At 61.5% G+C, this 12,312-nt stretch carries 10 protein-coding genes and 2 pseudogenes; 5 read left to right on the top strand and 7 right to left on the bottom strand.

Features of this window, described 5'->3' with window-relative positions; all coding sequences use genetic code 11:
• The 5 genes and pseudogenes from DOM57_RS08990 to DOM57_RS08970 all read right to left on the bottom strand — a co-directional run.
• Positions 1–411 (bottom strand): annotated as a pseudogene (locus DOM57_RS08990) (helix-turn-helix domain-containing protein); the annotation flags it as partial.
• A gap of 9 nt (positions 412–420) precedes the next feature.
• Positions 421–1,550 (bottom strand): IS3 family transposase gene (locus tag DOM57_RS08985; RefSeq protein ID WP_110648878.1). Its coding sequence is split into 2 segments (ribosomal slippage): positions 421–1,298 and positions 1,298–1,550, totalling 1,131 coding nucleotides; the frame shifts between segments, so codons are not numbered across the junction.
• Positions 1,551–1,614: 64 nt separating this feature from the next.
• A pseudogene (locus DOM57_RS08980) lies at positions 1,615–1,749 on the bottom strand (ISL3 family transposase); the annotation flags it as partial.
• Positions 1,750–1,770: 21 nt separating this feature from the next.
• Positions 1,771–2,283 carry a signal peptidase II gene (lspA, locus tag DOM57_RS08975; RefSeq protein WP_110648877.1) on the bottom strand — a complete coding sequence of 171 codons (513 nt, stop codon included), beginning with the start codon at positions 2,281–2,283 and terminating at the stop codon, positions 1,771–1,773.
• A gap of 3 nt (positions 2,284–2,286) precedes the next feature.
• Complete coding sequence (locus tag DOM57_RS08970; protein WP_004574643.1) at positions 2,287–3,183, bottom strand: cation efflux transmembrane domain-containing protein; 897 nt, start codon at positions 3,181–3,183, stop codon at positions 2,287–2,289.
• A 95-nt stretch (positions 3,184–3,278) separates the two neighbouring features.
• On the opposite strand from DOM57_RS08970, the gene cadR reads away from it, so the two are divergent.
• The 5 genes from cadR (at position 3,279) to DOM57_RS08945 (ending at position 10,095) form a co-directional block, all read left to right on the top strand.
• Positions 3,279–3,686, top strand: a complete 408-nt coding sequence (gene cadR / locus DOM57_RS08965; RefSeq protein WP_004364961.1) for a Cd(II)/Pb(II)-responsive transcriptional regulator — start codon at positions 3,279–3,281, stop codon at positions 3,684–3,686.
• A gap of 171 nt (positions 3,687–3,857) precedes the next feature.
• Positions 3,858–5,192 (top strand): deoxyguanosinetriphosphate triphosphohydrolase, encoded by a 1,335-nt coding sequence (locus tag DOM57_RS08960; protein ID WP_110648876.1) that lies wholly within the window; start codon positions 3,858–3,860, stop codon positions 5,190–5,192.
• 587 nt (positions 5,193–5,779) lie between these two features.
• On the top strand, positions 5,780–7,846 hold the full coding sequence (gene betT, locus DOM57_RS08955) for a choline BCCT transporter BetT (protein WP_110648875.1): 2,067 nt from the start codon (positions 5,780–5,782) through the stop codon (positions 7,844–7,846).
• Between the two features lie 133 nt (positions 7,847–7,979).
• On the top strand, positions 7,980–9,605 hold the full coding sequence (locus DOM57_RS08950; RefSeq protein ID WP_110648874.1) for a sodium:solute symporter family protein: 1,626 nt from the start codon (positions 7,980–7,982) through the stop codon (positions 9,603–9,605).
• Entirely contained in the window at positions 9,598–10,095 is a 498-nt protein-coding gene (locus DOM57_RS08945; RefSeq protein WP_110648873.1) for a hypothetical protein, read from the top strand. The genes DOM57_RS08950 and DOM57_RS08945 overlap by 8 nt, the downstream gene beginning before the upstream one ends.
• Positions 10,096–10,278: 183 nt before the next feature.
• Here DOM57_RS08945 and DOM57_RS08940 read toward each other — a convergent pair whose 3' ends face one another.
• Complete coding sequence (locus tag DOM57_RS08940) at positions 10,279–11,247, bottom strand: sugar kinase (protein WP_110648872.1); 969 nt, start codon at positions 11,245–11,247, stop codon at positions 10,279–10,281.
• Between the two features lie 47 nt (positions 11,248–11,294).
• The gene (locus tag DOM57_RS08935) at positions 11,295–12,209 is read right to left on the bottom strand and encodes a nuclease-related domain-containing protein (protein ID WP_110648871.1); all 915 of its coding nucleotides are present in this window, start codon (positions 12,207–12,209) and stop codon (positions 11,295–11,297) included.
• Positions 12,210–12,312: the final 103 nt, after the last annotated feature.

Genomic DNA, 12,312 nt, shown 5'->3' with positions numbered 1-12,312 from the left:
CAGGTCGAGCAGGGTTCGCTCCTCAATGTTGGTCAGAATGCAGCGGTAGCGCTTGTTCAGGTATAGCTCGTCAATGCCCAGGATGCGGGGCGTCTCGAAGCGGTGCCAGCGCCCCAGGAACTCGGCGCGGGCGTTGAAGATGTCGCGCACCGTCTTCTCGTCCAGGCCGGTCTGTGCCGCCACAAAGGTGTAGGGGTGGTTGAAGGATTCCTTCTCCACGTACTCATGCAGCCGCAGTGTCATACGGAATCCGTCCACCATCTCCGGTAGCTGGGGCCTGAATGTTGTCTTGCAGGCCCGGCAGGTGTATCGGCGGCGGACCACCCAGAGAGTGACCCGCTTGCCGTGGATGGGCAGATCACGATAGGGAACGTCACGCTTGCCGAACCGTACGAACTCACCTGATCTGCCACCGAACCTTCATCCAACGGCGATTGGAGTCCGATCAGTCTTCGTGCCGATGGGCACGCCTGTGAGTGCCCGCGCATAAGCGGCTGGCGTTTCGTAGCCCAGTGCCGAGTGCGGACGCTCGGTGTTGTAGTCATTCGCCCAAGCCGTGATGACGGCTCGCGCGTGGGCCAGGTTATGGAACAAGGTCTCATTGAGAAGCTCATCCCGCATCCTGCCATTGAAGCTCTCCACGAAGCCATTCTGCATGGGCTTGCCCGGTGCGATGTAGTGCCACGCGATCAGGTGCTCGGCACACCAGTGCAGGATCGCATTCGATGTCAGTTCCGTGCCGTTGTCTGAGACGATCATGCCGGGCTTGCCTCTCCGCTCGATCAATGCCGTCAGTTCCCGCGCCACGCGTCGCCCGGATATCGAGGTGTCGGGGATCGCGGCAAGGCATTCCCGTGTCACGTCATCGACGATGTTGAGAACCCGGAAGCGTTGTCCGTACACCAGCTGATCATGAACAAAGTCCAGTGACCATCTCGCATTGGCGCGCGCTTCGACCAGAATGGGCGCTCGGGTACCGATCGCCTTGCGCCGAGCTTTTCGCTTGCGCACCGTTAACCCTTCTTCGCGATAGAGCCGATAGATACGATTGATGCCGGAGAGCTCACCCTCGCGACGCAGCAGGACGAAGAGGCGCCGATAGCCGAACCGGCGACGCTCGTTGGCCAGCTCCCGCAACCGATCACGCAGTGCCGTGTCCGAGGCGCGGCGAGGAACGTAGCGGATCATCCTGCGATCCGCTCCGACCAGCCGACAGGCCCGGCGCTCGGATAACCCAAGCAATTGCTTCAGATGCGAGACGGCGTCACGCTTCTCGGCGGGCGTCACCACTTTTTTGAGACCAGTTCCTTCATCGCCGCCAGGTCGAGCATCTGCTCGGCGAGTAGCTTCTTCAGCCTGGCATTCTCGTCCTCGAGCGTTTTCAGCCGTTTGGCTTCCGACACGGTCATGCCACCGAACCTGGCTTTCCAATTGTAGAAGGTGCCCTCCGACATGCCGTGCTTGCGGCAAAGGTCAGCACACTTCGCCCCTGCCTCGTGCTCGGCCAGGATGCCGATGATCTGTTCTTCGCTGAATCTCGCGCGTTTCATGGTCCGTCCTCTGGTTAGGTCGGACTCTAGTTGACGATGGAGGAAAAATCCCGTGGCAGGTCACACCCTGCACGCCGCATTCCTCGCAGGCGATGGGATCGGGCACGTCCACCTGGAAGTGCATTTCGTCGTCGGTTGATTTGCAGCCCAGTACTTGGTATTGCGGCAGGTGAAGGATGTTGTCGGGAAGTTCGGTCATGGTGTTGTATAGGCGTAGGTGTCAGTCAGATCCATCCGGCTCGGCATTGGTTTTTGCTTTTTTACCCAACAAACTGCTGGAAACGAAAAGTAAGGCACCGAGGACAATTGCAATATCAGCCAGGTTGAAGGCCGGCCAATGCCAATCTCGCCAATAGAAATCAAAGGAATCCACAACATAGCCGCGAAAGACCCGGTCAATCAGGTTGCCCATGGCGCCACCGAGGATAAGACTGTAAGCGATGGCTTCTCCTTTATGACGATTTTCAAGGATCAGCTTGATCAGAAAAATCGAGACCACTACCGCGATTCCGATAAAAAAGTAGCGCTGCCAGCCTCCACCATTCGCAAAAAGACTGAATGCGGCACCGGTGTTCCATAGGTGCACCCAGTTAAAGAACGGGGTCACCGAAACATACTCGCCATAGGCCATTGATTGCTGCACCAGCCACTTTACAGCCTGATCAGACGCTGCCAGCAGGCCCGATATGGACAATAGGGCATACGGCGAGAGCTTTTTGCCAATAATGAGCATTATTTAACCCTTCAACGCCAAAATGCGTCTGGCACCGTTAAGTACAATGCCCCCCGCGATGGTGCCGATAATCAGATCCGGATAATTGGAACCGGTCCACGCGACCAGGGCGCCGGCGGTGATGACCCCCAGGTTGATCACCACGTCGTTGGCCGAGAATATCCAGCTTGCCTTCATGTGCGCCCCGCCTTCCCGATGTTTGGATATGAGCAGCAGACAACTGGTATTGGCAATCAATGCGACGAATGCGATAGCCATCATCACCAGCGATTCAGGCTCACTACCGAATACAAAGCGTCTCACCACCTCTACGAGCACGCCCACAGCCAAGATCAGTTGCAGTACACCAGCAAGATGCGCGGCACGTACCTGCATTTTCACGCTATGTCCAACCGCATAAAGGGCAAGCCCGTACACCGCCGCATCGGCAAAATTGTCCAGGGATTCTCCAATCAGGCCGGTGGACTGGGCGATCAGACCGGCAGTCATTTCCACCACGAACAGAAGTGCATTGATGCCGAGCAACCAGCGCAGGGTCCCGGATTCTTGCTTAGCAGAAGCTGCCGAAAACTCGGCGGCCTTGATGGTCTCCGGATTTGCAGCGACGGTTTCCTGAAGCGAGGCGCCTAGCCCCAAGGTCTTCAGTTTCGAGGTGACGGGCTCGACCTCGCCGTCATGCACGACCTTCAGCCGGCGGTTCGACAAGTCGAAGGACAGCGCCCGAATCTCCTCAAAGCCGTTCAGGGCTAGGCGAATCATTCGTTCTTCTGATGGACAGTCCATCTTCGGCACGGCATAAACACTGACCCATCTCCCTGGCGCCTCGGAGGAGGCCTGTATATCGGTATCCGCTGCGGACGTTGCATCACCGCCACAGGCGCCACCACAGGATTTGCTCATGATACGACTCCACTTGAACAATGTTGTGGTACCATTTAAAACTATAAAGCTACTATAAGGTCAATAGAGTAAAGAATCCGTTGGGGAGGAGGCTGATGCGCATTGGTCAGTTGGCGCAGTTGGTAGGGGTCGAAACACAGACGATCCGCTTCTATGAACAGCAGGGCTTGTTGCCGCCGCCTGATCGGCAGGACAACGGTTACCGTGTCTATACCGAGAAGCATGGTGAGGGGCTGGCCTTCATCCGTCGCTGCAGAATCCTGGGCCTGTCACTGGCTGAGATTCACGAACTACAGAGCTATCAGGACGACCCTCATCAGCCTTGTACCGCCGTCAACGCCTTGCTCGATGATCACATCTCTCATGTGCGGTCGCAGATAACCGCTCTGCAAGCGCTTGAGAAACAACTCGTTTCACTGAGAGCGAGTTGCAACGATGACCGGGAAGTTGAGGCGTGTGGGGTTCTTGCTGGAATTAGCGAAGGAAACATGCACCAGCAGTAGGTGAAGCATCAACCAGATAATCCGATGAGATGCCGGTCTGTCTCACTCTCATGCAAAGGTAAGATCAACCATTTAATCCGCTTACCCAGAAAAAACCAAAACCAGCCTGGCTTTGCTTGAAGCTTGCGACGCGAACCCCGAGACTGACGATCCCAACAACCGGAGACCACGATGACCGCCATGCACTGGGAGCGTCTGCTCGATCCCGTCCGTTTGCACGATGGCCGGACCTCGCGTGGCGAAATCGGCCGTAGCCCGTTTCACAAGGATTACGACCGCATCGTCTTTTCCGGCTCCTTCCGGCGCCTTGGGCGCAAGACCCAGGTCCACCCGCTGACCGACAACGATCATATCCACACCCGGTTGACTCACTCGCTGGAGGTCGGCTGCGTCGGCCGCAGCCTGGGCATGATCGTCGGCGAACAGTTGCGTGAGCGCCTGCCCGAATGGGTCAGCCCGGCCGACCTGGGCGTGATCGTGCAGGCGGCCTGTCTGGGGCACGATATCGGCAACCCGCCGTTCGGCCATGCCGGGGAATATGCCATTCGCGACTGGTTCAAGTGGACCGAGCAGCAGGGCAGTGGACTGCTCGACGGTCTGGACGAGGCGCAGCGTCGCGATCTGCTGACCTACGAAGGCAATGCCCAGGGCTTTCGCGTCGTCACCCAGATCGAATACAACCAGTTCGGCGGTGGCATGCGTCTCTCCGCTGCGACGCTCGGCACGCTGCTCAAGTATCCCTGGACCGTGGAACATGGCGGCGCGATGGGAAAATTCGGCTGCTATCAGTCGGAAAAGCATCTGCTGACGGAAGTCGCCGAGCGCCTGGGCATGAAGTCGGTCGGCGACTCCAAGTGGTGCCGCCACCCGCTGGCTTACCTGGTCGAGGCGGCGGACGATATCTGCTATGCGTTGCTCGATCTCGAGGATGGCCTCGAGATGGGGATCCTGCGCTACGAGGAGGTCGCCAAGATCCTGTTGCAGATCGCCGGGGAACCGCCGGCTGGCTACGAACAGATGGCCGCGACCGGGGTTTCCCAGCGCCGGCGTATCGCCGCGCTGCGCGGGGCGGCGATGGAGCGGGCGGTCAACGAGGTTGGCGATGTCTTCGTTCAACATGAGACGGCGCTGCTCAACGGCGCGCTCGAGGAGGACCTGCTCGAGCTGTGCCATCCCGATCTGACCTGGGGCGTCTCGTCGGCCAAGCAATTGGCCCGCGAACGCATCTTCCGCAACGAGCGCAAGGCCAAACTGGAGATCGGCGCCTACACCACCCTGGGCATCCTGCTCGAGGCCTTCATCGGTGCTGCTCACGAGTTGCACCACACCGGCCACTCCTCGTTCAAGCATCAGCGCGTGCTGGCGCTGATCGGCGAGAACACGCCGAAACCCTCCTGGTCGCTCTACGACAGCTACCGCCGCATGCTCGACTTCATCGGCGGCATGACCGATCACTACGCGGTCGAACTGGCGCAAGAGATGGGCGGCCGGCTGAAGGGCGAGTAAATCCCGCTTCCCGTCGTTCGTTCCGGTCATCCCGCGAGCAGCGCTGCATTCCCGTTCCGTCCGCCAGCGGCTTGAACCGCGCCAGCATCCACCGAAACAAGATGTCGATTCCGCGACGGCGCCGGGCATGAGCCCGGCGCCGTCGTTTTTTCGGACATCGGTGCGGACCGCGGCGTGGCAAAGTCGGAGGACGGCGGTTGAAAGGCGATCCATAACGCCGTATTTTAATTGAATAGGCAATCAATAAAAACTGGTGTGCTTTTTACTGTTCGCTATCACCAGCAGCGGTAGCCAGAACGCCGACATGGCCAGGCTTGACGGCAATCGAATCCACCTTGGCGGGACGGCCCGACCGTTGGAACTCGGAAGGCCGCCTGCGAATGGCGGTAGTGTAGCGATGAGGCCTATCGTTGAAACGCTTTCTGGATTCGCTGACCAAAGTCGACTTAACTCAAGCCGAAGCCATGTGAGTTCGCGATGAACAGGAGATTGGCGGAGCACCGCATTGCGGGGCTTTCGGCGCTTACGCGCGTTGGTGCCGCGCCGAGTGCGCCAAGCATGTCACTATCCAACATGACGGGAGCCGCATGAGTACCAGACCCGATAATGATTCCCACACCCAGGACCGACTGAATCCCGTCGTTTTCTATGGGTCCGTCATCGGTATCGTGATCTTCTCGGTGTGGGCGATGGTGGCCACCGATCAGGCCAACGCGATCATCAACGCCCTGCTGGGCTGGATATCCAACACTTTCGGTTGGTACTACTTCCTCACCGTCGTCATTTATCTCGCCTTCGTGATTTTCCTCGGCGTTTCGCGCTTCGGCAAGATTCGGCTGGGGCCGGAACACGCGCGACCCGATTTCAATATCTTTTCCTGGTCGGCGATGTTGTTCTCCGCCGGGATCGGCATCGGGGTCATCTTCTTCGCCCTGGCCGAGCCACTGACCCAGTTCTACACCGCTCCCGACGCTCCCGTCGATCAGGTCGCCGCGGCGCGGCATGCCATGCAGATCACGTTCCTGCACTGGGGGCTGTCGGGCTGGGGAATCTACACCCTGGTGGGCATGTCGCTGGCGTTCTTCAGTTATCGCCACAACCTGCCGCTGACCATCAGCAGCGCGCTCTATCCGATCTTTGGCAAGAAGATCTACGGACCGATTGGCCATGCGGTGGATATCGCGGCGGTGCTCGGCACCGTGTTCGGGATTGCCGCCAGCCTCGGCATCGGGGTGATCCAGCTCAACTACGGGCTGGATTACATGTTCGGCATTACCGAAAGCGCCTGGACCCAGACCGTCCTGGTGCTGCTGATCGTGCTGTTCGCCACCATATCGGCGGTCACCGGGGTCGAAAAGGGGATTCGCCGCCTCTCCGAATTCAACATTCTGCTGGCGATCGCGTTGCTGCTGTTCGTGCTGTTTGCCGGCAAGACGATCTTTCTGCTCAATGCCCTGGTGATGAACGTCGGGGACTATCTCTCCGGCTTCATCTCGATGTCGTTCGATACTTACGCCTTCGATCGTCCCACCGACTGGCTGAATGCCTGGACGCTGTTCTTCTGGGCCTGGTGGATCGCCTGGGGGCCGTTCGTGGGGCTGTTCCTGGCGCGTATCTCGCGTGGGCGCACCATCCGTACCTTCGTCGCCGGTACCCTGACGCTGCCGATCGCCTTCATGATGATCTGGATGTCGATCCTGGGTAACAGTGCCCTCGACATGGCGATCAACGGTGCCAGCGATTTCGGCCAGCAGGTCATGGACACGCCGCCGGCGGGCATCTATCTGTTCCTGCAGGCCTATCCTTTCCCGGTGGTGACCACCATCGCGGTCAGTATCCTGGCGATCGTGTTCTTCGTGACCTCGGGAGATTCCGGGGCGCTGGTATTGTCGAACTTCACCTCGATCCTCAAGGACGTCAACAGCGACGCGCCGATCTGGATGCGTATCCTATGGTCGGCGGTGATCGGGATCCTGACGTTGGCGCTACTGCTCGCCGGGGGGCTTTCCACGCTGCAGAGTGCGGTGGTGATTACCGGACTGCCGTTCTCGATCGTGCTGTTCTTCATGATCGCCGGCCTCTACAAGGCGCTGAAGGTCGAAGCCTTCAAGGAAGACAGTCATCGTCTCAGTCTCTCGGGTTCGCTGTCGGGTCGGATGTCCACGGGCGGCGGCCGGGATCGTTCCTACAACTGGCAATCACGACTCAAGCGGGCGATGTCGTTCCCCAATCGGGAACAGGCGCGCCGATTCCTCAAAGAGACCGGCCTGCCGGCCATGGAGGCCGTGCGCGACGAGTTGGTACAGCAGGGCGTCGACGTCGAGATCAAAGAGGGCTCGCAGAACGACGACGACTATCTTTCGTTCTATGTCGACCTCGGCAACGAGCAGAACTTCGCCTACCAGATCTGGACGCAGCCGTTCTCCACGCCATCGTTCGCCATGCGTACGCCGCGTAGCAGCGGTCGGTACTACCGTCTGGAAGTGTATCTGCTGGAGGGTAGCCAGGGTTACGACCTGATGGGCTACACCAAGGAGCAGGTGATCAACGATATTCTCGATCAGTACGAGCGTCATCTGCAGTTCCTCCACCTCAACCGGGTGGAACCGGGCAGCATCAACATGCCGGACAGCCCCGAGCAGCCCGCGGGCTGATAGCGGATAGCGTTTCCCCTTGCCCCGGCCAATGGCCGGGGTTTTTCGTTCGGGCCGGTCAAAACGGGTTCACTGGGCGCCCGTGAGTGACGTGCTACGCTTGGTTTGTCGGTAACAAAATCGAGGTGGAGATGTGGGCGCTTTCACTTGGTGGGACACCGTCGTCCTGATCATCTACGTCGTGGGCATCGCCTGGGTCGGGGCCCGCTTCGGCAAGGATCAGGAAAGCACGCAGGATTACTTCCTCGGCGGCCGCAAGATCCCCGGTTGGGCGATCGGGCTCTCGGTAATGGCGACCCAGGCCAGCGCGATCACCTTCATCGGGGCGCCCGGTTGGGGCTTCGAAGGGGGCCTGGAGCGCCTGGCGACCTTTATCAACGTGCCGCTGGCGATGGCCGTGCTGATTCTGGTGCTGGTACCGGTCTTTCATCGCGCCGGCATCTACAGCATCTATGAATTGCTCGAGCGGCGCTTCGGTGCGTTGACGCGGTCGCTGGCGGCGTTGCTGTTTCTGATTGCGCGCGGGCTGGCCACCGGCGTGGTGCTGTACGCCCCGGCACTGGTGCTCTCCGTGGTGACGGGATGGAACGTCAACCTGACCATCGTGCTGATGGCGGTGATCGCCGTGAGCTACACCGTGCTGGGAGGAATCAGCGCGGTGATCTGGACCGACGTGATCCAGATGTTCGTACTCTGGCTCGGCGCCATCCTGAGCATGGTGTTGATGGTTTCCAGCCTGCCCGGCGGTTGGGGCGATGTGTTCGAATTCGGCGCCGCCAACGGCATGTTCAACACGATCGATTTTTCGCTCGATCCGACGGTGACCTATTCGATCTGGGCCGGTTTGATCGGCGGCGTGGTGATGCACATCGCCTACTTCGGTACCGACCAGAGCCAGATCCAGCGCGTGCTGACCAGCCCGACGATCGCCGAGGGGCAGCGATCGCTGCTGATCGGTGGCTATCTGCTGGTGCCGCAGATGCTGCTGTTTCTGTTCATCGGCGTGATGCTGGCGGCCTACTACCAGCAGCACGGGCTGACGGCGCCGGAGAATCTCAACGAGCTGTTTCCGCGCTACGTGGTCGAGGCCTTCCCGGTGGGCATCACCGGACTGGTGATCGCCGGCGTGTTCGCGGCGGCGATGTCGAGTCTCGACTCGGCGCTCAATTCGCTCTCCGCGGTCACGGTGCGCGATTTCTACGCCCGCTACGTCAACGCCGATGCCGACGAGCGCCACTATCTCAAGGTATCGCGCTGGGCGACCATCTTCTGGGGGCTCTATGCCACGGTATTCGCCTTCTTCGCCGGCAATCTCGGCCCGGTGATCGAGGCGGTCAACCGCATCGGCTCCTGGTTCTACGGCGCGCTGCTGGGTGTCTTCCTGCTGGCGATATTGAGTCACCGCAGCAACGGACGCGGGGCGGTGGCCGGCATCGTGCTGGGAATGGCCGCCGTGTGGGCGGTATCGAATACCGACGTTTCGTGGCTCTACCAGAATTTCGTCGGACTGGTGGTCTCGCTGGTCGTCGGTTACGGCGTCAGCCTGACGGCGCCGGCCCCCTCGCGGGAACAGCTGGCCGATGTCGTCATCGAAGAGACCGCGCCGGACATGCAGGCGATCCTCAAGGGGCGCAGCGACGCCGCCGAGATCGTCGGCCGCGATGCGCGCCTGACCCGCTGGCGTTGCATCGGGCTGGTCGTCTGGTTCTTCATGGCGCTGGCGCTGCTGGGTGGGCTGCAGCTGTGGGCCAATGGTTAGGCTGGCGCGGCGGCTCGATGTCTCGGCGGCGCGAGCCAAGCTCGAACGCTTCGGTGCGCAACGTTTCGAGCCGGCCTGGTTGTCGCTGTGGGCGGTGGCAATCGGCAGGCCGGCGCAGGCACCACGAGCCTGGTTGATGGCCGCCGAGCACACGCCACGCGCACTGTTATGGCCAGGAGCACTGCCCGCACAGTCGACCGACGCCGAGGACGGCACGGCGCTATTGGATGGCGGCGATTGCCCGTCGACCGCCGAGTTCGAACGCTGGTGGCTGTGGGAGCGCCTGGCGCGGCCGCGACGCTGGCCGCTGCGCGTTCAGCCGCAGACCCGCTGCGCGGTCCAGCTACCGCTGTGGTTGGGCTATCGCGATGGACGCCAGGTGCGACTGATCGTGCTGAGCGGACTTTCCGGCGAGGCGTTGGGCGCGCTCAAGCCCGCCGTGCTGGCGGCGCTGCGCGAAAACTGGCTGTGCTCGCCCATGCGTCGTTAAAAATCGGCTTAGAAGATTCATTTACAACTCCGTAAACTCGAACACGAGCCCGGTCCTTTCTGCGCCGATTTTGATTCGCTACGCTCCCCCCTTCGGGCCAGCCTACGGCTGTGACTCCCTACGGTCGTTGCGCCTAGTCTGGCCTTCGCTCGCCGACTTTTCGTAAACCACCTTGCACTAGGCTTAGATCGCCTCGCCGCTGGACTCCATGGCGACCAACTCTTCCCGGCTGGGCAGGCCTTCCATGTCGCCGATCACCTGTACCTGACGGGCGCCGATGAGGTTGCCTCGGTTGAGCGCCGCCTGCCAGTCGAGGCCGTCGAGATAGGCGCTGATGATGCCGACCGCGAAACCGTCGCCGGCACCCACGGTATCGATCACCGTCTTGACCGGAGCCCCTTTCACGCTGCCTTCGGTCTCCGCCGTGCGGAAGTAGCTGCCCTCCGGGCCCAGCTTGATCACCACCGCGCGGGCACCGCGATCCAGGTAGTCGCCGGCGATGTCGTAAGGCGTTTCGCGGCCGGTCAGCAAGCGCCCCTCGCTGAGCCCCGGCATCACGATATCCGCCTTGGCCGCCAGCGCGTTGAGGGTCTCGATCATCACCGCCTCGCTCGGCCACAGGGTCGGGCGCAGGTTGGGATCGAAGGAGATCGACAAGCCCGCGGCGCGGGCACGCGAGAGCAGCTCGAACGAGAGTTCGCGGGCGGTTGGCGACAGCGCCGGCGGAATGCCGGTGGCGTGGAGATGGCGGGCGGCGTCGAGTTCGACATCCGTGCAGTCGTCGATGCACAGGTGGCTGGCGGCACTACCGCGGCGGACGTACTCGACATGCGGGTCGGCGCCATCCACGGCGCGCGCCTTGAACACCAGCCCGGTGGCGTGGTTCGGGTCGCGCTTGAGGTGTCGACAGTCGAGGCCTTCGGCTTCGAGCGCGCGTTGCAGGAAAGTGCCGTTGTGATCCTCGCCCACCCGACTCAGCCAGCGAACGTCGAAGCCCAATCGTGACAGGCCGATGGCGACATTGGTATCGGCACCGGCGGTGCGGCGGTGAAACTGGACGACCCGATCCAGCGGGCCGCTGTCGTCGGCCACGAACAGGGCCATGGCTTCACCGAAGGTGAGTACGTCGTAGGCGGTGGCGGAACGGGGCATGGCGTCTCCTGGGATACAAGTGTCGTCGGGGGGGGGCGAAAGTGTCGTCAGCGAGTCGACGGTTTGCGATCGAATCGTTGATAGCGGGCATTGAGCGTTTCGACCAGATGCTGGCGCTGAGCGTCGTCGATCGCCTCGTCGGTGGCGATGCCCAGTTGCGCGGCGAGATCGAAGCCGTCGACCACGCGCACGTCGCGGGTATCGCCGAGATGTTCGGTCTCGTCGTCGATGTTCCAGCCGGGCAGCACCAGGATACCGTTCACCGAGACGCTGAGGTTGGCGTGCCGCGTCAGCCACTGGCGCAGCCACACGGTCGCCATGCGCACCTTGCGCAGCATCTCGCGCTCGTGCCGATCGGGGAAGCGTAGGCGCTCGGCTTCGACGGCAACGGTCTTGCGCGGCTTACCCTCGAGATCGAGGGGGAAATCCCGCGCCATGGTCTGGATCACGAAAACGCCCTGTGGCGTCACCAGCACGTTGTCGATGCTGTAGCTGTCGGCGGGGAAGTCATGGAATACGAAATAGGGCTCGGCCGCCGGACGGATGAGGTGATCGAGCGCCTGGCCGACCGCGAGTTCGCAGGCAAGACTATGGGTGAGACGACGCACGCGTTGCACGTCGCGGAGAATCAAAAAGCAGAACACCACCGCCAGCAGCGTGCTGACGACGCCGTAGAGCGACCACTCCAGCCAGCTCTGCTCGTCGGCGAACAGCATTCTCCCCATGCCGTAGACCAGCGGCGTCAGGGTCAGTGTCGGCGCCAGCGTCGCATCGAGGAAAAAGGTCACCCGAGCCCGCTCCAGGCGGTCGCGATGCGCCTGCGCGATCTCGCGTATGGGCTCGCCGGTATGCGGCGAACGCAGGCCCACGCTTTGCAAGTCGCGCAGGGTAATGGCCACCAGCGCGGCTGCGCCCAGTGGCGCGAGAAAGATCAGCGGCAACAGGTATTCCAACCAGGCCATGGGCGATTGTCCTTGCAGTGGCGTGGGCGGGACGCCCTATTCTAGCCGAGGTCGAGCACGCTCCGCGATGTCGCGGCCGGCGTTCGCGGTACGGTGCAGGATA

The organism is Salinicola peritrichatus (genome assembly GCF_003206715.1).
GTDB classification, from domain to species: domain Bacteria; phylum Pseudomonadota; class Gammaproteobacteria; order Pseudomonadales; family Halomonadaceae; genus Salinicola; species Salinicola peritrichatus.
Note: the sequence above shows the minus strand (reverse complement) of the source record. Positions and strands in the feature narration are given on the sequence as shown.

What these genes read in the sequence shown, in the direction of transcription:
- lspA (WP_110648877.1), bottom strand. Translation starts at nt 2,283, where the DNA reads ATGCTCATTATTGGCAAAAAGCTCTCGCCGTATGCCCTATTGTCCATA.
- DOM57_RS08970 (WP_004574643.1), bottom strand. Translation starts at nt 3,183, where the DNA reads ATGAGCAAATCCTGTGGTGGCGCCTGTGGCGGTGATGCAACGTCCGCA.
- cadR (WP_004364961.1), top strand. Translation starts at nt 3,279, where the DNA reads ATGCGCATTGGTCAGTTGGCGCAGTTGGTAGGGGTCGAAACACAGACG.
- DOM57_RS08960 (WP_110648876.1), top strand. Translation starts at nt 3,858, where the DNA reads ATGACCGCCATGCACTGGGAGCGTCTGCTCGATCCCGTCCGTTTGCAC.
- betT (WP_110648875.1), top strand. Translation starts at nt 5,780, where the DNA reads ATGAGTACCAGACCCGATAATGATTCCCACACCCAGGACCGACTGAAT.
- DOM57_RS08945 (WP_110648873.1), top strand. Translation starts at nt 9,598, where the DNA reads ATGGTTAGGCTGGCGCGGCGGCTCGATGTCTCGGCGGCGCGAGCCAAG.
- DOM57_RS08940 (WP_110648872.1), bottom strand. Translation starts at nt 11,247, where the DNA reads ATGCCCCGTTCCGCCACCGCCTACGACGTACTCACCTTCGGTGAAGCC.
- DOM57_RS08935 (WP_110648871.1), bottom strand. Translation starts at nt 12,209, where the DNA reads ATGGCCTGGTTGGAATACCTGTTGCCGCTGATCTTTCTCGCGCCACTG.